This window comes from Amycolatopsis sp. NPDC050768, from assembly GCF_040654155.1.
GTDB lineage: Bacteria > Actinomycetota > Actinomycetes > Mycobacteriales > Pseudonocardiaceae > Amycolatopsis.
Genome location: NZ_JBFAHL010000019.1, coordinates 107,948 through 130,855, shown reverse-complemented (window position 1 = coordinate 130,855; position 22,908 = coordinate 107,948). Strand labels below are relative to the sequence as shown.

The following is a 22,908-nucleotide window of genomic DNA, read 5'->3' as shown; positions in this document are numbered from 1 at the left end:
CATGGATGACTTCGCGGTCCAGCTGAAGCGGAGGGGACTGCGGAACACGGCCCAGCGCCGGGCGGTGCTCGGTGCCGTGCGCGACCACCCGCACACCACGGCCGCCGAGATCGCGGCGACCGTCGAGGCCGGCACCGGCGGGCTGTCGCGGCAAGGGCTCTACAACGTGCTGGACGACCTCGTCGGCGTCGGTCTGCTGCGCACGCTCGAACCGGCCGGCTCGCCCGCGCGCTTCGAGCTCGACCGGCACGACAACCACCACCACCTGGTGTGCCGCGGTTGTGGCCGGATCGAGGACGTGCCGTGCGCCGAGGGCTCGGCGCCGTGCCTGCACCCGTCGTCGGCGCCCGGGTTCACGATCGACGAGGCCGAGGTCACGTGGTGGGGCCTGTGCGCGGAGTGTGCGGGGCGGGCTTAATCCTGCTCCGGGTTCGGCTCTGGAGTGGCGGTGTCCGGGGTGGCCGTCTCGGGGATTGTGGTCTCGGGGGTTGTGGCCTCGGGAGTCGCCGTCTCGTCGACGGTCAGGGTGAGCAGGCGGATCATCGTCTCCACCGGCAGCTTGCTCTCGTCCGCGTGGTCGAGAAACGACAACACGCGCAACCCCTCCGGGGTGAGCGCCGAGGTGTCGTCGCCGATCTGCGCGCTCGCCGCTTCGAGGGTGCCGAGGCCGGCGTTGTGGTGGGCGTCGCGGACGGCGTTGCGCAGCACGGCGAGTTCGGCCGGCGACGGTCCGCGTTTCTCCTCGCGCAACCGTTGGACGATTCGCACCACCTGAGGTGACCTCGCCGCCACGGACTGGCGGGCCGCGAACGACGCCACCATCCGCGGGGTCGAGCGCGTCTCCTGCGGGGAAGCCGGGATCACGGGTGCGGCGGCACCCTCCACGCGCAGGCTGTCGAGCGCCGCGGCCCGGCGTTGTTCACTTTCGCGCAGGCGCGCGAGCGGATCTTTGCGCCGGGACGCCGCGAATGTTCGAGCTTCATCACGCGCGCTCTGCCCCGCCTCGGTGACGCGCGGGCGCCGGCGGCCCGTGCCCTCTGCCGCGGCCTGACGGCGGTTGTTCTCGAACCACGCCTCGAACGACTGCCCGCGCCGCGGCGGCTCGTGGACCTCGGTCATCGCGGCCTGCGCCGCGTCGTTGAACCAGCCCTCCAGCCGCGAGCGCAGGAAGCCGCCGGGACGTTCGCCGGAGTGGCGGGGGCGCTGGCGCGTGCCGTCGGGCAGGGTGCTGAGCGCGATCAGCAGCGCGTCGGGGCAGTAGCCGCTGCTGTACCAGAACTCGAGCTGGCGCTCGACGTCCTCGCGCTCGTCACGCGTCAGCGTCTCCGTCACCCAGCCCATGCGCCGGAACAGGACACCGGTCGCCTGCGCGCGTTCGTGCTCGTCGCTCGGGATCACCGTCGACGGCCACGCGCGGTCCGACATCCGCACCATCCGCCACCTCCTGCATCGACGGTACGGCGCCCGAGTTCGCGCCCTTCACCCGACACGCCGCCACCGTGTTGGCCGCCACGATCACGGCGATCGCCGCCCATGCCGGAGCGTCGAGCCGCTGGTGAAGCACCACTTCGCCCACCAGTGCGGCCAGCACCGGGTTCACGCTCATGAAGACCCCGAAGAACCGCGTCGGGACTCGCCGCAGCGCCAGCAGGTCGGCGAGGAACGGCAGCGCCGAGGACAGCACCCCGGCCGCGAGCGCGGCCCCGAGTGCCGCCGGTGTGGGGCGGTGGTGGAAAAACACCACGATCCCGACGGGCAGGTACAGCAGACCGGACACACCCGCCGCCGCGGCGGAGCCCTGCACGCCGGGCAGCCGGCGGCCGACGGTGCGGTTGAGCAGGATGTAGCAGGCCCAGCACGTGGCCGCGACCAGCGCGAGTGCGACGCCGAGGTAGTCGGTGCTGGGCCGGGGTCGCGTGAGGATTCCGACAGCCGCGGCGGCGGCAATCGCACAGGCCAGGTCCGTTCGGCGACGCGAGCCGACCAGCGCGACGGCAAGCGGGCCGAGGAACTCCAGCGTCACGGCCAGCCCGAGGCCGATCCGGTCGATCGCGGAGTAGAGCGAGAGGTTCATCGTCGCGAACACCGCCGCGAGCCCGAGGACCGGGCGCCACTGACGGGCGGTGAACGACCGCAGCCGCGGGCGTCCCACGGCGAGCAGCAGCACGGCGGCCACCCACTGGCGCACGGCGACCACGCCGGCGGGCCCGAGCACCGGGAACGCCAGCGCGGCCGTGGCCGCGCCGAGCTGGTTCGCGGTCGCGCCGCCGAACATCAACGCCACGCCGGTGCGGTTGTCCTGGGTCATGCCGGCGAGCCTGCGGCACGGCCGTGCATGCGCAAAATGCATTCATCGCGGCACGCATACGCTGGAGTCATGGATCTGGAGCTACGGCACCTGCGGTGCCTGGTGGCGATCGTGGACACGGGAACGTTCACGGACGCGGCGATCGAGCTCGGAGTCTCCCAAGCAGCGGTGTCGCGCACACTTCTTTCGTTGGAATCCGCACTCGGCGTGCGACTTCTCCACCGCACGAGCCGCAGCGTCACCCCGACGACGGCCGGTGTGCAGGTGCTCGCCCGCGCCCGGCACCTGCTGGCCGAGGCCGAAGAACTCGTGCGCGAGGCCACGACGGGGCACACCCGGCTGCGCGTCGGCCACGCGTGGTCCGCGATGGGCCGCCACACGGCCGAGTTCCAGCGCCGCTGGGCCGATCGCCACCCCGACATCGAACTGCTGCTGGTCCGCACCAACACCGCGACGGGTGGGCTGGCCGAAGGGCTGTGCGACCTCGCCGTGGTGCGCACCGCCGTGGACACCCGCAAGTACGCGCACGCGATCGTCGGCCACGAGGCCCGCTACTGCGCCATGGCCACCGACGACCCTCTGGCGCGCCGTCGCACCGTCACGCTCGCCGATCTCAGCCCGCGCGTCCTGGTGATCGACCGCCGCACCGGCACGACGACCACCGACCTGTGGCCGGAGGCGGAGCGCCCGCGCGTGGAGCCCACTCACGAGATCGACGACTGGCTGGCCGCCATCGCCACTGGCCGCTGCGTCGGCGTCACACCGTATTCCACCGTGACCCAGTACCGCCGCGACGGCATCGCCTACCGCCGCGTGCGTGACGCGGCCCCCGTTCCGGTGCGGCTGATCTGGCACGGCCACGACCCCCATCCGGCCACACACGCCGCGGTGGCGCTGCTGAGCGAGCTTTACCGGGCCCGCTGAAACCGCCACAGTGGACGGTCACCCCTTCGGGCGTAAGAACCGAGCGGGGGCAGACATCGGCGCCTTCGCACGGGATGCTCCATTTCGGACAAACGCGATCAGGAAGGGGCGTTTCATGAGGAATCTCCGGGCCGCTCCGCTGGCGGCACCACTGGTGGCCGCGAGCCTGCTCGTCGCGCCGGTCCCCGCGTCCGCGGCGCCCGCCGTCACCGATCTCGACTGCGGGTTCTTCGCGTGCAGCTGGGTGTTCAGCAAGAGCGCCACGAAGCTGATCTCCGAGGGCACGCCCGCGATCCGCGTCTGCAAGAACATCCCGACGCCGGGCAACCTCGCGTGCGGCGTCGCCATCGCGGCGCTGGTCGTGACCGCGAAGAAGGCCCGCAGCGAGGGCAAGTGCGCGAAGATCACCTGGACCAAGACGCCGGCGCCGCCCCTGGGCACGTGGTGGCCGTCGGTCGAGGGTGGCAAGCGCTGCAAGTAGGTTCCCTCCGGCCGTCGGGGTGACGAGCACCCGCCGGCCGGGGAGGTGCGGGGCCGTCCCGTCCACTGTGGACGCGTGGGCGGCCCCGCGAAACATTTCCGGGGGCCGGCGAGGTCGTTCGCCGGGCGAATTATCACCGTTGACGCCGTCGCGCGAGGTCGGTCATGATGTGGTGGTACACCACCAACCGAGGAGTGACGAGAATGTTCGGCGGCGAAGAGCGCAAGGCTTGTCCGGGGTGCTTCGGCATCGCGGGCGATGCTCGGCGCCTGCCTTACGCTGCCGAGACACCAGGCTCCACGCCGTGACGCACCCAGAACGCGTCGCAGCACGGAGCCGCCCGTCGGGAGACCGATCAGGGCGGCTTTTTCGTTTTCCGTGACTTTTTCGTGACATTTCCGGCGCCATTTTCCGACCCCGATTTCCGATCCCCCTCTCCGACCACGTGCCCGAACGGCCAGGGAACCGCTTGCAAAGCGGGTCAAACCGGTTCAACTCCGGTCGCGGTCTCCACCCGAGCGAAAACCGAAAAGGAGGTGCCCGTCGCCATGGGTGTCCTGGTCCTCAACGCCGGCTACGAGCCCCTGCACACCGTCTCCGTCCCCCACGCGATCCGGATGCTCGTGCGCCACGTCGCGGTCGTCCACGAGAGCGACGGCGCCGACCTGGGCATCTTCCCGCGCCCGAAGGTCGTGCGGCTGCTGCGCTACGTGGTGATGAAGTGGCGCTATACCGGCCCGCCCCGGTGGTCACGCCGCGGCGTGCTCCAGCGCGACGGCCACACGTGCGCGTACTGCGGCCGCCACGCGACCACGGTCGACCACATCATCCCGACGTCCCGCGGCGGTGAGCGCACCAGCTGGCTCAACACCGTCGCCGCGTGCGGTGGCACCGCGCGCAGCTGCAACGCTCGCAAGGCCGACCGGACCCTCGCCGAGACCGGGCTGACGCTGCGGATCACCCCGCACGTGCCCACGTGGGACCAGCTGCACCTGCTGCGCTGACCGTCCACATGCGACACCTGTGCGCGACGGCCGGGCGGCGCTAGGCTGGCTCCCATGAAGGGGCTGCTGTTGCGCCTCTCGGCCGTCGACTCCGACGCCGAGGCCGCGGTGCGGGTGATCGCGTACTTCGACGAGCTCGTGGCCCACCGCGCCACGATCGCCGACCTGGTCCGCGCCACGGCCTCCCTCGCCGAATGCGTCGCCGGCCTCCAACGCGGCGGCGAACCACCCTTGCGCTTCCGTCTCGACGGCACCCGTGCGGTCGGGACGGAGGCGCGCGCGGTGGCGAGTCAGCCGAGCGGGCCCGCGCGCGACGGCGGGACACCGGCCGAACCGCGGCCCGGGGCAGCCGACCTCGGCGACGGGCATGACCGCGAGACCGGCAACGAAGCTCGCGTAGCAGCGGCCGAACCCGGTGGACTCACGCCTGACGGCGCTCCGGCAGACCGCTCCTGGTGGCGACCGGCTTCGGCAACGGGTGCGAGACCCCCGCCGAGGCAAAGACCTCGGCGAACGGCCTGCGCGGCGAGGCGCTCTCAGCACCACGCCCCGACGCAACCGGCCTCGCCGGCACACGCGACCACAAGACCCCCGCCCAAGCACTCACCCCGGCGAACGGCCTGCGCGGCCAGGCGCTCTCAGCATCCCGCCCCGACGCAACCGACCTCGCCGGCACACGCGACCACAAAACCCCCGCCCAGGAGAGCGAGCGCGGCGGCGAGGCTCCGGCAACACCGCGCGTCGTGGCGACCGAGCTCAGGGGTGAGGCGGCGGGGCAGGTGTGGCTCGAGCGGGACGGCGAGCCCGGGCCGCTCGACGATCTCGTGCTGGAGCGCTTCGCTATCGCCGCGCGGGTGCTGGGGCCGGCGCCGCAGGTCGTGCAGCCGCACCTGGCGGACCCGGCGCTGGTGGAGTTGGTGCTGGGTGAGCGCGCGGCGGCGGAGGACCGGTCGCGGGCGCTCGTGTTGCTCGGGCTGGACGCGGGGCGGCCGTTGCGCGTAGTCGCGGTCGGGACCGAGGACGGGCGCGACCCGGGCGCCGCCGCCGTCGCGCTGGTTGCGCGCGGGGGTACGGCGCTGGGCGCGCGCGTCGCGGTGGTCGGGGAGGTCGCGGCGGTGTTGGTGCAGCCCCGGGAGGGGCCGGCGACGGTGGTGGGGGTGTTGGAAAACGCACTTTCCCTGCGCGCTCGCGAACGTGGGTCGTCCGGGAGTGTGCGGGTGGGGGTGGGCGATGCCGTCGCCGGGCTCGAGGCGCGGCGGTCCTGGCTGCAGGCTCGCCTCGCCGAGCGGTTCGCCGTGCCCGCGACGGAGCCGCTCGTGGTCCACGAGAACCTCGGGTCTCTGACCCTGCTGGCCGAGATCCCCGCCGACCACCTGCGCGCGCAGCCCGACGTCCGCGCCCTCGACGCGCTCGCCGCGCCCGACCTCGAAGCGCTCGAAGCCTTCTGCCGCACCGGTTCCCTGCGCCAGGCGGCCGTCGCGCTACACCGCCACCACAGCTCCGTCGCCACTCGGCTCGCCCACGTGGAAGACGCTCTCGGCTGGCCCCTGGACGACCCCGCCGGCCGCTTCCGCACCCGGCTCGCCCTGCTTGCACACCGATTGGCCCACCGCACCTGACCGGCCGCGGCCGGCGCCCGAAACCAAGCCACACAACGAAAACGCGGCGCCCGGGCCGTCAACCGGACGCCGCATCGTCACAAACCTCAGCCCAGCTCCACACCCAGCGCCCGCGCCAGCACCGCGCGGGACTCCGCGGCCTCGCGCCGGGTGATGGTCGCGTGGCGGATCATGGCGGAGCCGTGGAAGGTGCCGGGGAACAGGTGCAGCTCGGTGGTCACGCCGGCGGCCAGCAGCGCCTGCGCGTAGGCGATGCCCTCGTCGCGCAGCGGGTCGAACTCCATCACCGAGATGTACGCCGGCGGGAGGCCCGCCAGGTCGGTCGCGCGGGAGGGCGCGGCGTAGACGGGCACGCCGTCGGTGCCGCGGACGCCCGGGCCGAGGTAGCAGTCCCAGCTGAGCTCGGCGTTGGGGAGGTTCCACAGTGGAGTGTCGTCGAAGCGGCGCATGCTGGGCGTCCGCAGGCGGTCGTCGATCTCCGGGATGCCGAGGAACTGGAACGCGATGGCCGGCCCGCCGCGGTCGCGCGCCAGCAGCGCGAGCGCGGCGCACAGGCCGCCGCCCGCGCTGACGCCGTGGATGACCACGCGCTCGGAGTCGATGCCGAGCTCGTCGGCGTGCTTGACCGACCACACGAGAGCCGCGTAGCAGTCCTCCAGGCCCGCCGGGTACGGCGCCTCGGGCGCGAGCCGGTAGTCCACCGACACCACGACCACCCCGAGGTCCCGCGCGAGCTCGACCACGCCCGCGTGATCGGTGTCGACGTCACCGACGATGAAGCCGCCGCCATGGACGTTGAACAGCAGCGCGGGCGAGGCGATGTTGTCCGGTGTGTAGATCCGAACAGCCACGTCGGGCGCGCCCTCGGGGCCGGGCACGGTCGTGTCGCGCACGGTCACGCCGGCCTCGTCGACGTCGCCGACCAACTCGGCCGTCATCTCCTTCATCTTTTCCCGCGCCGACACCAGGTCCCTCAGGTCGCCGGTGTCGGGGATCATCGGGAGAGCGGCGGCGATCTCGGGATCGAACGCGTAGTCCATGCGGGCCTCCAGGAGTGCGGGTGCCGTCCATCCTCCCGGCCGGCACCCGCCGCGTTCATCCGCCACGCGTCGCCGACCCGCGGCGCCGGGCCCGCCACGCGGCGGAGTTCAGCCCAGGTGCCGGAACACGGCCGTCGCAACCGCGGCGTCGGCCACACCGACGCCGGTGAGGTCGGCGATCGTCAGGCCCGAGCGATCCCGCACCCCGTCGCGCAGGACCAGCCCGACGGGGATGTCCGCGTCATCGGCGACGGTCCCGGCCCGGACGGCGTTGCCGAAGTCGCCGTGCGCGAGGCACTGCGCGTGGTCGTCGGTCGCGATCGTCGTGGCGCGGGCGAACAGCCCGGCCGGCAGCTCCGCCTTGCCCGGCAGGTCGGTGCCGATCCCGGTCACGTGCACCGCGGCGAACGCCTCCGCCGGCGCCACCGGGCTCGTCGACGCCGTCGCCGTGATCACGCACGGCGTGGCCGCCGCTTCCCCCGCCGTCGCGGGCACGGCCGTCAGCCCGGCTTCGCCCAGTTCGGCACACAGCTTCCGAACGGCCTCGGGCCGCCGGCCGCACACCCGCACCAGGGTCAGCGGCCGAAGGTCCGCGAGCCACTCGACCTGCAGCCGCGCCTGCAGTCCCGTGCCGAACACGGCCACCTCGTCGACGTCCGACGGAGTCAGCGCATGGGTGATCAGGGCGCCGGCGGCGGCCGTCCGCCACGCCGTGAGCCAGCCCTCGTCGGCCAGCACCGCGGCGGGCACGCCGGTCGACGCGTCGAAGACCAGCATGAGGCCGCTGTTGGTCGGCAGGCCGCGCTCGGCGTTGCGGTAGAAGCCCGACGCCACCTTCACGCCGAAGTGCGAGGCGCCTTCGAGGTAGCCGGCCTTCACGTGGCAATCGCCCTCGGCCTCGGGGAACCACATCGCGATCGGCGCGGGCATCTGCGCGCGGCCCTCGGCGTGCGCGATCAACGCGCCGCGCACGGCGTCGAACACCAGCCCCCGCGTCGCCACGGCCTCGATCTCGGGCAGTCCCACCACGTCCAGCGTCATCGCCGCTCCTCCAGGAACTCCGCCCACGCGGCCAGCCCTTCGTCCGGACCACGACGGCCCACGCCGACGCGGAACCGGTCCTCGGGTGTCGCCGTGAGGTCGGATCGGTAGATGCTCGCCGGCAGCAGCAGCACGCCGCGCTGCTCGACGAGCTCGGTGCACATCGCCTCGACGCCGTCCGCGCCGAGGTAGCGCGGGAAGCACACGCAGCCGCCCTGCGGAGGTGCCCAATCGAACAGATCTTGGTAATTCTCGAAAAACGCGTTGAACTTCGGCACGTTCTCCGCGATCACCGCGCGGTTGCGCGCCAGGATCGCGTCCCGCGCGCGCAGCCCGATCAGCGCGAGCACTTCACTCGGCGCCGAGTTGCAGATCGACGTGTAGTGCTTGGCCCGCTCGAGCCGCCGCAGGATTTCCGGATCGCGGCAGGCGATCCAGCCCACGCGCAGGCCCGGGAGCCCATAGGCCTTGGACATCACGTTGAGCGAAAGCGCCGCCGCGGACAGGTCGGCGGCCTGCGGCAGCGTCGCCGACGGGTCGAGCTCCAGACCGCGGTAGACCTCGTCGCTGAACAGCAGCACGCCGCGCTCCTCGCACAGGCGCACGAGCCGTGTCCAGGTCTCGAGGTCCGGCACGGCGCCGGTCGGGTTGTTGGGGAAGTTCACCGACACCAGGCGCGTGGTGGGCCGCAGCTGCTGTTCGATCTCGTCGACGTCGAGGGCCCAGCCGTCCTCGGGCCGCAGCGCGACACCGGACACCTCGCCGATCGAGAGCGGAATCGTCTCGGCGGCCTGGTAGTTCGGCGTGATCACCACGGCGTGGTCGCCGGGCTCGAGCAACGTCCGCATCGCCAGGTAGAGACCTTCTTCGGCGCCGGCGAAGCACAGCACGTGCTCGGGGTCGATGTCGGTGTAGGTCGCGGCGATCTCCTCGCGCAGCGCGGGCAGGCCGTAGGTCTCGGTGTAGCCGAGCGCGAGAGTCTCCCAGCGTTCCCGGCCGTCGTCGTCGGCCAGCGCCAGCAGTTCGGCGACGGTCATGGTCTGCACGTCCGACGCCGTGAGGTGGTGGCGGGCGGTGAACTCCCAGCGGGAGAAGTACGTCTCCAGGCGGAAGTCAGGAAGCGTCGGCATCGGGCTCCTTGCGCATCTCGGCGAGCAGTTGGTAGGTGGCCGAACGGGAGATGCGCAACGCGCGTGCGACCACGGGCACGGATCGGCGCTGCGCGAACACACCGGCGGCGTCCAGACGTGCGAGAAGCACCAGGCGTTGTTCGCGGGTCAACACCTCGACCGGGGTCGCGTGATCGCGAACGAACTCGCCCACCACGTCGTTGAGCGTCTCGGTCCAGTCGCGTTCGAACAGCGCCTGGGGCTGTCCGGTCACCGGAGCCGCGAACCCGGACAGCAACTGCGCGGCCTGGTCGAACGCGGTGCGGTCGACGTTCACGCACAACACCACTTCGGCGTTGCCGTGTTCGTCTCTCACCACGGCGCTCACACTCGACAGCCGCCGTCCGTCGGGCAATGACTTCGGGTACGGGCCGTAGACGTCTTTCCCCGCGGGCCGCAGGCCGTCGAGCTCGCCGAGCAGCGACGGGTCCCCGGGTTCACGCCCCGAGAACGCGTTCCAGATGCCGAGCACGCAATCCGTGCGCGGGTCGTGCAGCACCACCTCCGCGTGCGGCGAAAGCAGGCGCACGATCGCTTCGCACACCGGCGCCCAGCGCGCCGTCCTCCCGTCCATAGATCTGGACACTACATCCAGTGTGGACGAAGAGTCCAATCACCCACTGTACCGAACCGTACACTTCGTTCTGTACGATCCGGTACAGACAGTCAGGCAGCCGACGGAAGGAACCCGCGTGCCCGATCTCTGGAGTCACCTCGACGTCGGCCGCATGCGTTTGCGCCACCGGCTGGCGCTGTCGCCGATGATGCGCAACCGCGCGCTGCCCGACGGATCACCCACCCCGCTCGACGCCGAGTACTTCGCGCAACGAGCGTCGCTCGGGCTGCTGATCACCGGCGGCACGCAGCCCTCGGCCGACGGACAGGGGTTCCTGCTCAGCCACGGCTGCCACACCGGCGCGCACATCGCCGGCTGGCAGCAGGTCACCAAGGCGGTGCACGACGCGGGCGGGCACCTGTTCGTCCAGCTCATGCACGCGGGCCGCGTCGCACACCCCGACAACACGCCGCACGGCCGGGCGCCGGTCGCGCCGTCGGCCGTCGCGGCGGGCGTCGGCATCCACACCCCGAGCGGCAATCAGCAGGTCCCGCCGCCGCGCGAGCTCTCGACCGCCGAGGTCCGAAAAACCGTCGACGACTTCCGCCGCGCGGCCGCCGCCGCGATCGAGGCCGGCGCCGACGGCGTGGAAGTCCACGGCGCCAACGGTTTCCTCGTGCAGCAGTTCCTCTCGGCCAATGCCAACCACCGCACCGACGCGTACGGCGGCTCCATCGCCGGCCGCACCCGGTTCGCGCTCGAGGTGACCGAGGCCGTCGCCGCGGAGATCGGCGCCGACCGCACGGCCGTGCGCCTCTCCCCCGGCCTGCGCGGCTTCGGCATCGACGAAGGCGAGACCGGGCCGGCGACCTACTCCCACCTGGTCCGCGCCCTCGCCCGCCTCGACCTCGCCTTCCTCCACGTCACCCACCACGGCGACGACGCGCTCCTGGCCGAGCTGCGCACCGCGTTCCCCGGCCCGCTGCTGCTGACCCGCCCTGGCGCCACCGTCCGGGAACGCGCCGCCGACGTCGAAAGCGGCCTCGCCGACCTCGTCACCCTCGGCCGCCTGGCGCTGGCCAACCCCGACGTCGTCGCCCGGCTGCAGACCGGCGCGGCCCTCAACTCCCCCGACCCCGCCACCTTCTACGGCGGCGGCGCCGAGGGCTACACGGACTATCCGGCGCTCTGAGCCAGCCCGGCGAGCTCGCGCCACTGCGGCATCGGCATACCGTCACCGCCGCCCACTACGTGAAGGGCCACGTGGTCCGCGCCCGCCTGGAGGTGTTCCGCCACGCGCTTGCCGATCGCGTCGATGTCGCCCCAGGCGAGGACGCTGTCCACGAGCCGGTCGCTGCCGCCCTCGGCAAGATCGGCTTCCGTGAACCCCTGCGCCAGCAGGCTCTTGCGGTAGGCAGGCGCCCCGAAGAACCCGGCGAGGAAACCCCGGCCGGCCGCCCGTGCCTTCGCCGGATCCCGCTCCAGGGTCACGGCCTGGTACGGCGCGAGCAACGGCCCGGCACCGAGCAGTCCGCGCGCCGTCGCCGAGTAGTCCGGTGTGACGAGGAACGGGTGCGTCCCGCCGGCCCGCTGCCGCGCCAGACCGACCATCTTCGGCCCCATCGCCGCGAGGATCAGCCGCTCCGCCGCCACCGGCTCCGGCTCGGCGTCAAGCTCGTCGAGGTACGCGGCCATGTCGTGCAGCGGCCGATAATCGTGGCCGTGCTCGGCGGCGGTGCCCGGGTCACTCACGCCGAGACCGAGCAGCATCCGGTCGCCGTAGGCACCCGTGAGCCGCGCGTGGCCCGCGGCAAGTTCCTTCGCCGGGTGACGCCAGATGCTCGACACCGCCGGCGCGACCGTGAGCCCTCGGGTCACCTCGAGCAGCCGCTCGAGGTCTCCCACGATGTCGCCGCCACCCAAACCGGGGATCCAGAGCGCGCCGAAGTCCAGCTCGTCGAGCTCGGCCGCCGCGTCGGCGATCTCGCCCGGCGCGGCCGTGCGCAGCTCGACGCTCCAGACCCCGACGCGGCCGATGTCGAGGGTCATACCTGGTTCGCCCCGCCGTCGGCGAAGAGCTCCACCCCGGTGACGAAGCTGCTGGCGTCCGTCGCGAGGAACAGCGCCACCGACGCGATCTCCTCGGGCCGGCCCATCCGTCCCAAGGGGACAGAGCTCACCAGCGCCGCCTTCAGCTGCTCCTCGCCGAAATCGGCGCTCGCGAGCCCGCTGATCCCCGGTGTGTCGACCGGTCCCGGGCTCACCGAGTTGACGCGGATCCCGCGACCGCTCAGCTCTTTCGCCCAGGTCCGCGCGAACGAGCGGACGGCCGCCTTCGACGCGGCGTACACGCCGAAAGCATCGTTGCCCTTCGTGCCCGCGGTGGAGGCGGTCAAGATCACCGAAGCGCCGTCCACCAGCGAAGGAAGCGCTTTCTGGACCGTGAACAGCGTGCCCTTCACGTTGGTGGCGAAGGTGTCGTTGAAGTGCTTCTCGGTGACCTGCTCCAGCGTCGAGAACTCGCCGCCGCCCGCGTTGGCGAACAGCACGTCGATCGGCCGACCAACGGTATCGTAGAGCCGGTCGAGGTCGGCCAGGTCGGAACTGTCCACCTGGACCCCGGTCACGTCGCCGCCGATCTCCGCGACGGCCGCGTCAAGCACGTCCTTGCGCCGTCCCGTCACGAAGACGCGCGCGCCCTCGTCCGCGAACCGCCGGGCCGTCGCGAGCCCGATGCCGCTCGAGCCGCCCGTGACGACGGCGGTCTTCCCCTGTAGTGCGTTCATAACCGTGTTTCCCGTCCGTGTACTCACCCGGCCCAGCCGTGGTCGTTCCGCTCGGCCGGTCTGCGCGGGACAATGGGGCCTGCTCGCTCCACCGCCGACCACTACGACAGATTACGGGACATGTCACCTAAAGGCAAAGACGACCCCTGGCTCGACGCGCGACAGCAGCGCGCCTGGCTCGCCTACATCCGCGTCCAGCTGCGGCTGAGCTACGAGATCAACAGGCAGCTGCAGACCGACAGCGACCTGTCCATGCCGGACTACGACGTGCTCACCGCACTCGCGAACGCCCCCGGCGAGCGGATGCAGATGACCGCGCTGGCCAACCAGATCGGCTGGGAACGCAGCCGCACCGGCCACCACGTGCGCCGCATGGCGACGCGCGGGCTCGTCGACGCGCGCACCTCGAGCACCGACCGGCGCGCCACCGAGGTCACCTTGACCGCGCAGGGCCGCGAGCTGCTGGAGAAGGCGGCGCCGGGCCACGTCGACCTGGTGCGCGGCCTCTTCTTCGACGGCCTGCCCGCCGAGCTGCTCACCCCGCTGACCGAGGCGATGGAGAACATCTACGCCAACATCCTGGAGCGCGGCACGCTGCCCCCGCCGTGAGACTGCCGCTGCCGCAAGGAAAAAGCCGTCCCTGCCAGTGGAACACGGGTTTTCGCGCTCGGTGGACCAGACCAACGGGGTGAAGTAAATTCACCTTTCACGCACGGTCCGCCAGCCTGCGCCCTGTTCTCAAAGTCGTGGACGAAGGGCAGCTCATGCACCGGAAGTTCGTTCGTTGCCTGGCGGCCGCGGCCGTCACCGCCGTGGTGATCGCCACCGGTCCGGCGGCCTCCGCCCAGCCGGCCGCACCTGCGGCACCGACCGCGCCGGCCACCTTCACGCACCCCGGCGTGCTGGTCAGCCGGGCCCAGCTGGACACCATGCGCCAGCGAGTGCAGGCCGGCACGCAGCCACAGAAACAGGCGTACGACTCGATGATGGGCTCGAAGTACGCGTCGTTGTCCTACACTCCGCACCCGCGCGCCGTGGTCGACTGCGGGCCCAGCTCGATGCCCAACAACGGCTGCACCGACGAGCGCGAAGACGCGATCGCCGCCTACACGCAGTCCCTGGCCTGGTACGTGACCGGCGACGCGCGCTACGCGAACAAGGCCATCCAGATCATGGACGCGTGGTCGGCCACCATCAAGGACCACACCAGCGACAACGCGCACCTGCAGACCGCCTGGTCGGCCTCGACGTGGCCGCGCGCGGCGGAGATCATCAAGTACGCCTACGGGACCTGGCCCAACTCCGGGCGGTTCGCCACGATGCTGCGCAACGTCTACTACAACGAGATCCAGGGCAGCGACGGGCGCACCGGCAACTGGGAGCTCAGCATCGCCGAGGCCATCGTCGGCATCGGCGTGTTCCTCGAGGACAAGACGATCTACGACCGCGGCATGTCGATTTACCGCAACCGCGTACCCGCGTTCATCTACCTCAGCTCCGACGGCGCGCTCCCGAAGACCGTGCCCGGCAGCGGCCTGAACACCCGCGACCAGATCGTCGGCTACTGGCAGGGCCAGTCCACCTTCGTCGACGGTCTCACCCAGGAGACCTGCCGCGACTTCGTCCACACCGGCTACGGCATCGCCGCGATCGCGGAGGTGGCCGAGACCTCGCGCATCCAGGGCCAGGACCTCTACGGCACCGACATCGGCGAGCGGTTGCGCCAGGCGCTGGGCTTCCAGACGAAATACGAGCTCACCGCTGCACCGTCGTGGCTCTGCGGCGGCACGGTCAAGCGCGGCCTCGGCCCCGTGACCGAGGTCGGGTACAACGCGCTGCACAACCGCCTCGGCATCGCCATGACCAACACCCAGGCCTACACCACGAGCCACCGTCCCCAGGGCAGCAACAACTTGTTCGTCTCGTGGGAAACCCTGACCCACGGCGACAACCCGGCCTGACCGGATTCGGTTCCGGGGCCGCCGTACCGAGCGCGGCGACCCCGGAATCCGCGAACCCCCGCCGCGCCGGCCCGGCGAGGTGCTACCAAGAACGCATGAGAAAAGCGCTCGCCTGCTCGTTCTTGCTGCTCGCGGCGGGCTGTTCGACGCCGCCCCAGCCACCCCCGCCGCCGCCCGAGCCGATCGTGGCGCCGCCGTCCGTCTCGACGGTCCCGGCCGAGCCCACCCCGACGACGTCGCACACCTTGATCGCGAAAGACGGGTCCGACCTCACCGCGTGCCGCGACGGTTCGTGTGACGTGCTCATCCACGGTTCGGTGACCGTGCCGCTCGACGCGCGGTTCGCCACGCGCCGGCTGACGCTCACGCAGTCGGCTCCGGACCGGCTGGACTTCGCCATCGACCGCACCGAACTGCCCGACATCAAGGGCCATTTCCGCGGCGAGGGCTATGTAAGCCTGGCCAACCGGATCACCGTCACCGTGCTGGACATCGATGCCACCGGGGCCGTGATCCGCGTGTCGCCGTCGAGTGAATCGTCCCAGGACAAGATCTGGGGTGACGATTCCCGCTTCGACTGAGTTCACGGGCCAATGTAGTCGTTGACCATATTGTTGTCGACGACTACATTGGCAGGCGCCTACCGAAAGGACTCCGTCGTGCCTGCTCCCACCCAGACCTGGCTCATCACCGGCGCCGGCTCCGGCTTCGGGCTCGAGGTCACCGCCCAGCTGCTGGCCGGCGGCCACCGCGTCGCCGCCACGAGCCGCGACCTGAGCCCGGCGTTGAAGGAGCTCGCGCGCCGGCACGGCGATCGGCTGTGGACCGCCGAGCTGGACGTCACCGACCCCCAGACCGTCCACTCGACGGTCGCGCAGGCCTTCACCGAGCTCGGCCGCATCGACGTCGTGTTCTCCGCCGCCGGGTTCGGTGCGCTGGGCGCCGCCGAGGAGCTGTCGGACGAGCTGCTGAACCGGCAGCTCGCCGTGAACCTGCTCGGACCGATTCACCTCACGCGCGCGGTCACGCCGTGGCTGCGCGCGCAGGGCGGCGGGCGGATCATCCAGATGTCCAGTTCCGGCGGCCACGTGCCCGACCCGGGCATGAGTGTGTACAACGCGTCGAAGTTCGGCGTCGAGGGCTTCTTCGAGTCGGCGGCGGTGGAACTGGCGGCATTCGGGATTTCGGTGACGCTGATCGCCCCGGGCGGCACGCGCACGGCGTTCAACGCCAACATCGCGCAGGCCGAACCGCTGCCCGCCTACGAGGACGGCGTGCTCGGCCAGGTGCGCGGCGCGCTCGCGGGCGGGATGGACGAAACCACGCTGCGCCACGCCGTCGCGGGCGATCCGGCGAAGATTGCCCGCGCGATCATCACCTCCGCGAGCACCACGCCCGCGCCCCGGCGGCTCGTGTTCGGCGCCGCGGCCTACGAGGCCATCACCACGGCGTGGCGGCAACGCCTCGAAGCGCTCACCGCCCAGCGCGACCTGGCGCTGAGCACCGACGCCGACGACGTGCTCGCCGACCGCGCCTGACGCGTCAGTCTTCGAGAGCCCCCGGTCCGCGGCGGTAGGCGACCTTCGCCGGGTCGACGACGTGACCGTCTTCGTCGACGAAGGCCAGATGCACGGGCCGGTCGTCGGTCGTGTCGACGTAGATCGTCGCCGGGCCGTGGCCGGTCGGGAGGTACTCATCGCCCCACTCCGACAGCGCGGCCAGCACCGGCAGCAGGTCTTCCCCGACCGGGGTGAGCACATACTCGACGCGGGCCCGCTGCCCCGGCTCCCGGTACGGCCGCCGCGCGAGGATTCCGGCTTCGACCAGGGATTCCAGCCGGGACGTGAGGAGATCCGTCGGCACGCCGATCTTCTGGAACTCGGCGAAGCGGGTCCGCCCGCGGAACGCCTCGCGAACGATCAGCAGGCTCCACTTCTGCCCGAGCACCTCCAGGCTGCGCGCGATCGAGCAGCGGCTGTTGGTCGGGATCGCCATGGCCTTCATGACTCCATCGTACGTCACACTTGGCATTTCGGAGTCAGCTTGCTAACTTGGAATTACCAAGCAAGAGAGCCGGAGGAAGTCATGACCGATCTGCAGGGTGCGGTTGTCCTGGTCACCGGGGCCAACGGCGGGCTCGGCATCGAGTTCGTCAACCAGGCGCTGGAGCGCGGGGCGCGGCGCGTGTACGCGACGGCGCGCACGCCGCGCCAGTGGGACGACGAGCGCGTGGTGCCACTCGCCCTCGACGTCACCGACGAGGCCTCGGTCGCCGCCGCGGCCGCGGCTGCCCCGGACACCACGGCGGTGGTGAACAACGCGGGCGTCAGCGGGCGGCAGAGCCTGCTCACCGTGCCGCTGGCCGAGGTGCGCGCGATGTACGAGACGAACGTCTTCGGCGCGCTCGCCGTCGCGCAGGCGTTCGCGCCCGTGCTGGCAGCCAACGGCGGCGGCGCCCTCGTCGACATCCACTCGGCGCTGAGCTGGATGGCCAAGTCGGGCGCGTACTCGTCGAGCAAGGCCGCGCTGTGGCAGATCACCAACTCACTGCGGCTCGACCTCGCCGGCCAGAAGACCCACGTGCTGGGTGCGCACCTCGGCTACACGGACACGCCGATGACCCAGGCGCTGACCGTCGAGAAGGAAGACCCGCGCGACATCGTGGCGGCGATCTACGACGGACTGGAAGCGGGCGCGCTCGAGGTTCTGGCGGACAAGACGTCGCGGGACATCAAGGAAAACCTGTCCGGTCCGGTGGAGGCGCTGTACCCGGAGCTGACCGCGACGGTGTGAGGCGACCGGACGCGAGCCCGTGGTGGTGAGTCCGCGCCTTGAGTCATGTTGCAAGTCCGCGCCCTGAGTCCACTGTGGAGCGCGTGATGTTCGAGGTGTTCGAAATCGAACGTTCGGAATCGCACGTGCGCTGTGCAGCAACTCCCGGTGCGCTGTGAAGCAAGTCACAGGTGGCCCCCGTGCCTACGTTCGGTCGGCAACAACCGGCGCCACGTTCCCCGGAGGCCACCATGACCCACCACGAAACGGCGGGGTGACGCCGTGGAATCCTCGATCGCCGAGCACTTGCGCGTCGACCGGGTCCACCCGCGCCGCAAGCCGGACAGCTTCCACCCGCCCTACCCGTCGTTCTCTGCGCGCTTCGACCCCGCCGTCGATCAGGTGGTGATGGCGTACCTCGGTGTTCAGTACCGAACACCGGAGCCACCGCCGGTGGTGGTCGCCGCACTCGCGGCGCTCGATTCCGCACGCTCGGCCGAGCACGCGCCCGACCACCACGACCGGGCGCGGTTCGTCGACGAGGCCGGCTACACGACCGTGCTCACCACGTTCTACTGGACCGACCCCGCCGAGTACGACCGCTGGGTGAAGGCCCGCGAAGCGTGGACCGGCCAGGAGCACCGGTCCCCCGACGCCGGGTTCTTCAGCGAGGTCGTGCGCCCCACCGTGCGGCGGTTCGAGACGCTGTTCTCCAGCGACCGCACCGAAGGCGTGTCCGTGGCCGCAGGCAAGCTCAGTGGCGAGATCCACGAACACGGCTACTGGGGCGGCGCCCGCGACCGGCTGCCGATCGCGCAGACCGACCTGCTCGAACCGGGCACCCGGCCCACGTCGGAAACCGATCCGGATACGGGCGTCGTCACCGTGCGGCCGCAGGGAAACCTGTGCCTCATCCGCTCCGGCCAGGAGTGGACCGAGACCGCGGGCGACGAACGCGGCATGTACCTCGGCGACGTGGAACCCGTGCTGCGAGCCGGCATGGAGTTCCTGCGCAACGACGGACTCGCCATCGGCTGCTACGCCAACCGCTACGTGCGCGTCACCGACGAAACCGGTGCCGACACGGACAAGAGCTACGGGATGAGCTGGTGGCACAGCCTGGCCGACCTCGAGGCGTGGGCCGAATCGCACCCGACGCACGTCGCGATCTTCCGCGCCGCCATGAAGTACCTGTCGGCGATGGGGCCTGCGGCGCGGCTTCGGCTCTACCACGAGGTCACTGTGACCGACGCCGACGAACAGGAGTTCCGCTACCTCGGCTGCCACGACCGCACGGGCCTGCTGCGCGCGGTCCGGTGAGAGCTCCCGGTGCGCCGCCCCCGGCCGGGCGGCGCACCGCGGACGCGGTCAGGCCGGGTCTTTGTGGAACCGGCCGTCCTTCATGATGGCGTGGAGCTTTTCCTTGTCCTGCAACACGGTGATGTCGGCGAGCGGGTCGCCGTCCACGAGCAGCAGGTCGGCGAGGTACCCGGGCTGGACCTTGCCGAGCTCGTCGCCGCGCAGCATGATCTCGCCGCCCTGCGCGGTAGCGGCGAGGATGGCCTCCATCGGCGTGAACTCGAAGCGCTCGACGAAGTGCTGCAGGTCGCGCGCGTAGGTGCCGTGCGGGGTCCAGGCGAAGCCGTAGTCACCGCCGGGCAGCACGCGGATGCCGCGCCGGTGCATCTCGATCATCGCCGCCGTCGCCTTTTCCAGCTCGCGCTTGTAGCCGACGGCTTCGGCCGCCGCCTGCGGGAACCCGAAGTCGGCGGCTTCGTAGAGCGTCGCGACGAGCCAGTTGACGCCCGGCGCCACGAACACCCAGTCTTTGGCCTGCTCCAGCAGATCCATGCCCTCGGGGTCGGTGAAGCTGGCGTGGTAGACGATGTCGACGCCGTGGCGCACGCACATCTTCACGCTCTCGGCGCTGCGCGCGTGGGCGCACACCCGCTTGCCCCGCCGGTGTGCCTCGGTGACGGCCATCGCCACCTCCTCGTCGGACATGTAGGTGTCCTCGGCGCGCTGCGTGCCGGTGATCTCCTCGCCGGTCATCGACAGCTTGATCTGGTCGACGCCGATCTCGACGAGGCGGCGCACGGCCTTGCGCATCTCGTCGGGGCCGTCGGCGAACCAGGTGATGCCCTTCACGAGCTCCCCGCCCGTCACGGCGATCTCGGGTCCGTTGGCGAGGTAACGCGGGCCGGGGATCCGCCCGGCGTTGATCGCGTCGCGGCACACGACGTCGAGCCGGTCCTTCGCCGACGCGGCACCCAGGCACATCGTGTAGCCGGAGTCCAGATAGGACTTGGCCGACTCCACGGCGAACAGCAGGTGCTCCTCCACCGGCAGAGCGGCCAGCCCGTCGAGGTCGGCGCTGTTGTTCCAGGTGAAGTGGGTGTGGGCGTCGCACAGCCCGGACATCAGCGTGCGGCCGCGGCCCTCGACCACCCGCGAGCCCTGGGCGGCGGCCGGGTCGACGGCGCCGACGGCGGTGATGCGGTCGTGGTCCACCAGCACGTCGCCCCGGTAGGGCAGCGCGCCCGTGGAGTCCAGAATGGAAACATCGCGGAACAGGGTCTTGTCGGCGGTGAGCGGCACGGTGGTTCCTCCTCGTCGTTGAGGCGCGAAAACGGTGTGGTTAAAGGAACTTCAGCAGCATCGAGGTGACGTCGGCGGCGGCTTCGAGCGCGGTCCAGTGACCGACGCCCGGCAGCACCTCCACGTTCGCGCCGCCGTGGGCGGCGGCGAGCGCCTCGCTCACGGCGGGTGGGCCGACCTTGTCGTCGGCGCCGGTGATCAGCAGCAGCGGCAACGCGGGGTCGACCGGCCCGGGGTCGGTCGCGGCGGCGAGCGCCTCACAGTTGCGTGCGTAGCCTTCGGCGTCCTGGCGCATCACGAGCTCCCGCACGAACGCCGCCACCTCGGGCTTGTCGCGGCGGGTGGCTTCCGACAGCGCGTTGGCGACGACGGCCGGCGCCACGGCCGCAGTGCCTTCCGCGCGCAGCAGGGCCGCGCGGTCGTGCTGGGCCTGGCGCCCGGCCTCGGGCTGCTCCGCGACGGCGCCGAGCAGCGCCAGCGCGGTCACCTTGTCCCGGTGGCGGGCCGCGAAGCTGCGAGCGACGAGCGTGCCCATCGAGTGCCCGACCACGGCCGCCGACGCGACGCCGACCTGGTCGAGCACCGCGGCCAGGTCGTCGGCGTGCGACTCGATGCCGATGCCCGCACGCAGGCCGGAGCGCCCGGCACCCGCGGAGTCGACGCGGATCACCTGGTGGCTCGCTGCCAGCGCGCCGGCCTGGACCTGGTAGAAGTTGCCGGTGCCGCCGAGGCCGTGCACCATCAGCACGGCGGGACCGCTGCCCTCGACCTCGACCGCGAGGTCCGTTCCGTTGATCTTCATGCGGGCTCCTTTCGGTACGGGTTCAGGCGAGCGGGGCTGAGGCGAGAGGGGCTGAGGCGACACGGGCTGAGGCGACACTGTTGCGCAGCACGCCGAGGCCGGTGATGGTCACCTCCACGATGTCGCCGCTCGCCAGGAACTTCGGCGGGTCGAAGCCGATGCCGACGCCTGCGGGTGTGCCGGTGGCGATGACGTCGCCGGGCAGCAGGGTGATGCCGGCCGAGAGGGTGGCGATCAGCTCGGGGATGTCGAAGATGAGGTCCTTGACCCGGGCGTGCTGGCGGCGTTCGCCGTTGACGGAGGTTTCGAGCTCCAGCGCGGTCACGTCGGGGATCTCGTCGGCGGTCACCGCGTACGGGCCCATCGGGCAGTGCGTGTCGAGCGACTTGCCGAGCAGCCACTGGCGGTGGTCGCGCTGCAGGTCGCGGGCCGTCACGTCGTCGAGGATCGTGTAGCCCCAGACGTGCGCCGCCGCGGCTTCGCGGGTGATCCCGCGGCCGCCGCGGCCGATGATCACTGCGAGTTCACCCTCGTAGTCGAGCTCGGAGGTGAGGCCGGCGTGCGGGTCGATGTCGTCGCCGGGGCCGATCACGGCCGTGGTGGCCTTGGAGAACAGGATCGGCCGGGCAGGCAGGTCTTCCGAGCGGTCCGGGCTGTCGTAGCCGCTGCGGCCGAACTCCGCGGCATGCTCGCGGTAGTTCTTGCCGACGCAGAAGATGTTGCGCCGTGGAGCGGGGAACGGCGGGCGGAGCCGCACGTCGGCGAGGGGTACCGGCGTGCGGTCCGCGGCCTGGTCGGTGAGGATGGTCCCGACCTCGCCCCAGCGTTCGACGGCGCCGAGGAGCGTTCCGCCCGGCACGAGATCGGTGACGTCCCGGACCTCGCTTTCGCCGGTCACGACCCCGACGCGGTCGGCGTCCCCGGTGGAGTTCCCGGCGGAGAAGGTCACCAGCTTCATGTGAGACCAATCTGTACCAATATGAACCAATGCGGACGTGATCGACCGTACGCGTCTCGGCATCCGTTGTCGATATGCAGGACTTGTTCTGGCCATCGCTTCACTCATTGGTCTCGATTGGTCTCAAGTCGTCCGGTAGAGTGCGCCCATGACCACGGTGGAACACGCCCTGCGCGCGCTGCTCGACGAAGGCGCGGCCGACGGCAGCCTCGGCCCGGGCGCCAAGCTGCCCACCGAGCGCGACCTCGTGCAGCGGCTTTCCGCGCCGCGCAGTGCCGTGCGGCGCGCACTGGATTCACTGGAGCGCGACGGGCTCGTGATCCGGCACGTCGGGCGCGGCACGTTCCTCACCGACATCGCGGCGCAGCACGCCGAGCCCGCCCCCGCCGACACGAGCCCGGCCGAGATCATGCAGGTGCGCCAGCTGCTCGAACCGCAGGTCGCGACACTCGCCGCACGGGTGGCCACGCAGGCGGACCTCGACCGGATCGCGGTCGCGCTCGGCGCGGGCGCCGCGGCCGGCGACTTCGAAGGCTTCGAGCGCGCCGACGCCGGGTTGCACCGCGCGATCGCCGTCGCGGCCCACAACGGGTTGCTGATGAACATGTTCGACGTGATGAACACCGCGCGCTCACTGCCGGTGTGGGGCAGCCTCAAGCGGCGAACGTCCACACCGGAGCTACGTTCGTGTTACCACGACGAACACACGTTGATCGTCGAAGCACTGCGCGACCGGGATCCCGTGAGCGCCGGCGAACACATGCGGCGCCATCTCCAACACGTGGGCGACACCCTGCTGGGGCGCGACTGAGCTCTCGCCTGCCTGAGCTTCCGCCTGATCGAGCTTCCACCTGACTGAGTTCCCACGTGACTGAGTTCCCACCTGACG

At 71.4% G+C, this 22,908-nt stretch carries 25 protein-coding genes and 1 tRNA gene; 14 read left to right on the top strand and 12 right to left on the bottom strand.

Annotated elements, in window-relative coordinates; all coding sequences use genetic code 11:
- Position 1 precedes the first annotated feature (1 nt).
- Complete coding sequence (locus tag AB0H62_RS40295) at positions 2–418, top strand: Fur family transcriptional regulator (protein WP_360591867.1); 417 nt, start codon at positions 2–4, stop codon at positions 416–418.
- On the opposite strand, the gene AB0H62_RS40290 is transcribed toward AB0H62_RS40295, so the two are convergent.
- Together AB0H62_RS40290 and AB0H62_RS40285 are read right to left on the bottom strand one after the other, a co-directional pair.
- Entirely contained in the window at positions 415–1,425 is a 1,011-nt protein-coding gene (locus AB0H62_RS40290) for a hypothetical protein (protein ID WP_360591912.1), read from the bottom strand. The two genes, AB0H62_RS40295 and AB0H62_RS40290, sit on opposite strands and share 4 nt — an antisense overlap.
- Positions 1,310–2,308 (bottom strand): EamA family transporter, encoded by a 999-nt coding sequence (locus AB0H62_RS40285; RefSeq protein ID WP_360591866.1) that lies wholly within the window; start codon positions 2,306–2,308, stop codon positions 1,310–1,312. The genes AB0H62_RS40290 and AB0H62_RS40285 overlap by 116 nt, the downstream gene beginning before the upstream one ends.
- A gap of 69 nt (positions 2,309–2,377) precedes the next feature.
- On the opposite strand from AB0H62_RS40285, the gene AB0H62_RS40280 reads away from it, so the two are divergent.
- From AB0H62_RS40280 to AB0H62_RS40260, 5 genes are all read left to right on the top strand, one after another.
- The gene (locus AB0H62_RS40280; protein WP_360591865.1) at positions 2,378–3,232 is read left to right on the top strand and encodes a LysR family transcriptional regulator; all 855 of its coding nucleotides are present in this window, start codon (positions 2,378–2,380) and stop codon (positions 3,230–3,232) included.
- Between the two features lie 115 nt (positions 3,233–3,347).
- A complete protein-coding gene (locus tag AB0H62_RS40275) occupies positions 3,348–3,713 on the top strand; it encodes a hypothetical protein (protein ID WP_220239145.1) in 366 nt (121 codons plus the stop codon).
- A gap of 439 nt (positions 3,714–4,152) precedes the next feature.
- Positions 4,153–4,226 (top strand) — tRNA-Cys (locus AB0H62_RS40270).
- A gap of 35 nt (positions 4,227–4,261) precedes the next feature.
- Positions 4,262–4,717, top strand: a complete 456-nt coding sequence (locus AB0H62_RS40265; protein ID WP_354872603.1) for an HNH endonuclease — start codon at positions 4,262–4,264, stop codon at positions 4,715–4,717.
- Positions 4,718–5,172: 455 nt separating this feature from the next.
- Positions 5,173–6,336, top strand: a complete 1,164-nt coding sequence (locus tag AB0H62_RS40260) for a helix-turn-helix domain-containing protein (protein WP_360591864.1) — start codon at positions 5,173–5,175, stop codon at positions 6,334–6,336.
- A gap of 86 nt (positions 6,337–6,422) precedes the next feature.
- On the opposite strand, the gene AB0H62_RS40255 is transcribed toward AB0H62_RS40260, so the two are convergent.
- The 4 genes from AB0H62_RS40255 to AB0H62_RS40240 form a co-directional block, all read right to left on the bottom strand.
- Positions 6,423–7,376 (bottom strand): alpha/beta hydrolase, encoded by a 954-nt coding sequence (locus tag AB0H62_RS40255; RefSeq protein WP_360591863.1) that lies wholly within the window; start codon positions 7,374–7,376, stop codon positions 6,423–6,425.
- Between the two features lie 108 nt (positions 7,377–7,484).
- Positions 7,485–8,417, bottom strand: coding sequence for a hypothetical protein (locus AB0H62_RS40250; protein ID WP_360591862.1), 933 nt, complete (start codon positions 8,415–8,417; stop codon positions 7,485–7,487).
- The gene (locus tag AB0H62_RS40245; RefSeq protein ID WP_360591861.1) at positions 8,414–9,547 is read right to left on the bottom strand and encodes an aminotransferase class I/II-fold pyridoxal phosphate-dependent enzyme; all 1,134 of its coding nucleotides are present in this window, start codon (positions 9,545–9,547) and stop codon (positions 8,414–8,416) included. Before AB0H62_RS40245 ends, AB0H62_RS40250 begins: the two co-directional genes overlap by 4 nt.
- Entirely contained in the window at positions 9,531–10,160 is a 630-nt protein-coding gene (locus tag AB0H62_RS40240; RefSeq protein WP_220239138.1) for a PAS domain-containing protein, read from the bottom strand. The genes AB0H62_RS40245 and AB0H62_RS40240 overlap by 17 nt, the downstream gene beginning before the upstream one ends.
- A 118-nt stretch (positions 10,161–10,278) precedes the next feature.
- Between AB0H62_RS40240 and AB0H62_RS40235 the strand changes: the two genes are divergently transcribed.
- Positions 10,279–11,334, top strand: a complete 1,056-nt coding sequence (locus AB0H62_RS40235) for an alkene reductase (protein WP_360591860.1) — start codon at positions 10,279–10,281, stop codon at positions 11,332–11,334.
- Here AB0H62_RS40235 and AB0H62_RS40230 read toward each other — a convergent pair.
- Complete coding sequence (locus tag AB0H62_RS40230; RefSeq protein WP_360591859.1) at positions 11,319–12,191, bottom strand: TIGR03620 family F420-dependent LLM class oxidoreductase; 873 nt, start codon at positions 12,189–12,191, stop codon at positions 11,319–11,321. The two genes, AB0H62_RS40235 and AB0H62_RS40230, sit on opposite strands and share 16 nt — an antisense overlap.
- Positions 12,188–12,928, bottom strand: coding sequence for an SDR family oxidoreductase (locus AB0H62_RS40225; RefSeq protein WP_360591858.1), 741 nt, complete (start codon positions 12,926–12,928; stop codon positions 12,188–12,190). The genes AB0H62_RS40230 and AB0H62_RS40225 overlap by 4 nt, the downstream gene beginning before the upstream one ends.
- A 120-nt stretch (positions 12,929–13,048) precedes the next feature.
- Here AB0H62_RS40225 and AB0H62_RS40220 point away from each other — a divergent pair, with 120 nt between their 5' ends.
- The 4 genes from AB0H62_RS40220 (at position 13,049) to AB0H62_RS40205 (ending at position 16,427) form a co-directional block, all read left to right on the top strand.
- Positions 13,049–13,537: a MarR family winged helix-turn-helix transcriptional regulator gene (locus AB0H62_RS40220; RefSeq protein WP_220239134.1), complete on the top strand. Its 489-nt coding sequence runs from the start codon at positions 13,049–13,051 to the stop codon at positions 13,535–13,537.
- Positions 13,538–13,674: 137 nt separating this feature from the next.
- Complete coding sequence (locus tag AB0H62_RS40215; protein ID WP_360591857.1) at positions 13,675–14,889, top strand: alginate lyase family protein; 1,215 nt, start codon at positions 13,675–13,677, stop codon at positions 14,887–14,889.
- Positions 14,890–14,984: 95 nt separating this feature from the next.
- A complete protein-coding gene (locus AB0H62_RS40210) occupies positions 14,985–15,470 on the top strand; it encodes a hypothetical protein (protein ID WP_360591856.1) in 486 nt (161 codons plus the stop codon).
- 78 nt (positions 15,471–15,548) lie between these two features.
- Positions 15,549–16,427 (top strand): SDR family oxidoreductase, encoded by an 879-nt coding sequence (locus AB0H62_RS40205; protein ID WP_360591855.1) that lies wholly within the window; start codon positions 15,549–15,551, stop codon positions 16,425–16,427.
- A 4-nt stretch (positions 16,428–16,431) separates the two neighbouring features.
- Here the strand turns inward: AB0H62_RS40205 and AB0H62_RS40200 are convergent, their stop codons facing one another.
- Entirely contained in the window at positions 16,432–16,893 is a 462-nt protein-coding gene (locus tag AB0H62_RS40200; protein ID WP_255637791.1) for a helix-turn-helix domain-containing protein, read from the bottom strand.
- Between the two features lie 81 nt (positions 16,894–16,974).
- Between AB0H62_RS40200 and AB0H62_RS40195 the strand changes: the two genes are divergently transcribed.
- Both AB0H62_RS40195 and AB0H62_RS40190 read left to right on the top strand, forming a co-directional pair.
- Positions 16,975–17,682, top strand: coding sequence for an SDR family oxidoreductase (locus tag AB0H62_RS40195; RefSeq protein WP_360591854.1), 708 nt, complete (start codon positions 16,975–16,977; stop codon positions 17,680–17,682).
- A 261-nt stretch (positions 17,683–17,943) separates the two neighbouring features.
- On the top strand, positions 17,944–18,981 hold the full coding sequence (locus AB0H62_RS40190; RefSeq protein WP_360591853.1) for a phenylacetaldoxime dehydratase family protein: 1,038 nt from the start codon (positions 17,944–17,946) through the stop codon (positions 18,979–18,981).
- A gap of 48 nt (positions 18,982–19,029) precedes the next feature.
- Here the strand turns inward: AB0H62_RS40190 and AB0H62_RS40185 are convergent, their stop codons facing one another.
- From AB0H62_RS40185 to AB0H62_RS40175, 3 genes are read right to left on the bottom strand one after another with little or no spacing between them, the layout of a single operon-like run.
- A complete protein-coding gene (locus AB0H62_RS40185; protein WP_255637790.1) occupies positions 19,030–20,259 on the bottom strand; it encodes an amidohydrolase family protein in 1,230 nt (409 codons plus the stop codon).
- Positions 20,260–20,299: 40 nt separating this feature from the next.
- Positions 20,300–21,061, bottom strand: a complete 762-nt coding sequence (locus tag AB0H62_RS40180) for an alpha/beta hydrolase (RefSeq protein WP_360591852.1) — start codon at positions 21,059–21,061, stop codon at positions 20,300–20,302.
- Between the two features lie 22 nt (positions 21,062–21,083).
- The gene (locus tag AB0H62_RS40175; RefSeq protein WP_220239128.1) at positions 21,084–22,019 is read right to left on the bottom strand and encodes a fumarylacetoacetate hydrolase family protein; all 936 of its coding nucleotides are present in this window, start codon (positions 22,017–22,019) and stop codon (positions 21,084–21,086) included.
- A gap of 148 nt (positions 22,020–22,167) precedes the next feature.
- Here AB0H62_RS40175 and AB0H62_RS40170 point away from each other — a divergent pair, with 148 nt between their 5' ends.
- Positions 22,168–22,830 (top strand): FCD domain-containing protein, encoded by a 663-nt coding sequence (locus tag AB0H62_RS40170; RefSeq protein WP_360591851.1) that lies wholly within the window; start codon positions 22,168–22,170, stop codon positions 22,828–22,830.
- Positions 22,831–22,908 lie beyond the last annotated feature (78 nt).

Coding starts and splice junctions, on each gene's coding strand:
- AB0H62_RS40295 (WP_360591867.1), top strand. CDS start 2: ATGGATGACTTCGCGGTCCAGCTGAAGCGGAGGGGACTGCGGAACACG.
- AB0H62_RS40290 (WP_360591912.1), bottom strand. CDS start 1,425: ATGTCGGACCGCGCGTGGCCGTCGACGGTGATCCCGAGCGACGAGCAC.
- AB0H62_RS40285 (WP_360591866.1), bottom strand. CDS start 2,308: ATGACCCAGGACAACCGCACCGGCGTGGCGTTGATGTTCGGCGGCGCG.
- AB0H62_RS40280 (WP_360591865.1), top strand. CDS start 2,378: ATGGATCTGGAGCTACGGCACCTGCGGTGCCTGGTGGCGATCGTGGAC.
- AB0H62_RS40275 (WP_220239145.1), top strand. CDS start 3,348: ATGAGGAATCTCCGGGCCGCTCCGCTGGCGGCACCACTGGTGGCCGCG.
- AB0H62_RS40265 (WP_354872603.1), top strand. CDS start 4,262: ATGGGTGTCCTGGTCCTCAACGCCGGCTACGAGCCCCTGCACACCGTC.
- AB0H62_RS40255 (WP_360591863.1), bottom strand. CDS start 7,376: ATGGACTACGCGTTCGATCCCGAGATCGCCGCCGCTCTCCCGATGATC.
- AB0H62_RS40250 (WP_360591862.1), bottom strand. CDS start 8,417: ATGACGCTGGACGTGGTGGGACTGCCCGAGATCGAGGCCGTGGCGACG.
- AB0H62_RS40245 (WP_360591861.1), bottom strand. CDS start 9,547: ATGCCGACGCTTCCTGACTTCCGCCTGGAGACGTACTTCTCCCGCTGG.
- AB0H62_RS40240 (WP_220239138.1), bottom strand. CDS start 10,160: ATGGACGGGAGGACGGCGCGCTGGGCGCCGGTGTGCGAAGCGATCGTG.
- AB0H62_RS40230 (WP_360591859.1), bottom strand. CDS start 12,191: ATGACCCTCGACATCGGCCGCGTCGGGGTCTGGAGCGTCGAGCTGCGC.
- AB0H62_RS40225 (WP_360591858.1), bottom strand. CDS start 12,928: ATGAACGCACTACAGGGGAAGACCGCCGTCGTCACGGGCGGCTCGAGC.
- AB0H62_RS40220 (WP_220239134.1), top strand. CDS start 13,049: ATGTCACCTAAAGGCAAAGACGACCCCTGGCTCGACGCGCGACAGCAG.
- AB0H62_RS40210 (WP_360591856.1), top strand. CDS start 14,985: ATGAGAAAAGCGCTCGCCTGCTCGTTCTTGCTGCTCGCGGCGGGCTGT.
- AB0H62_RS40200 (WP_255637791.1), bottom strand. CDS start 16,893: ATGAAGGCCATGGCGATCCCGACCAACAGCCGCTGCTCGATCGCGCGC.
- AB0H62_RS40195 (WP_360591854.1), top strand. CDS start 16,975: ATGACCGATCTGCAGGGTGCGGTTGTCCTGGTCACCGGGGCCAACGGC.
- AB0H62_RS40180 (WP_360591852.1), bottom strand. CDS start 21,061: ATGAAGATCAACGGAACGGACCTCGCGGTCGAGGTCGAGGGCAGCGGT.
- AB0H62_RS40175 (WP_220239128.1), bottom strand. CDS start 22,019: ATGAAGCTGGTGACCTTCTCCGCCGGGAACTCCACCGGGGACGCCGAC.
- AB0H62_RS40170 (WP_360591851.1), top strand. CDS start 22,168: ATGACCACGGTGGAACACGCCCTGCGCGCGCTGCTCGACGAAGGCGCG.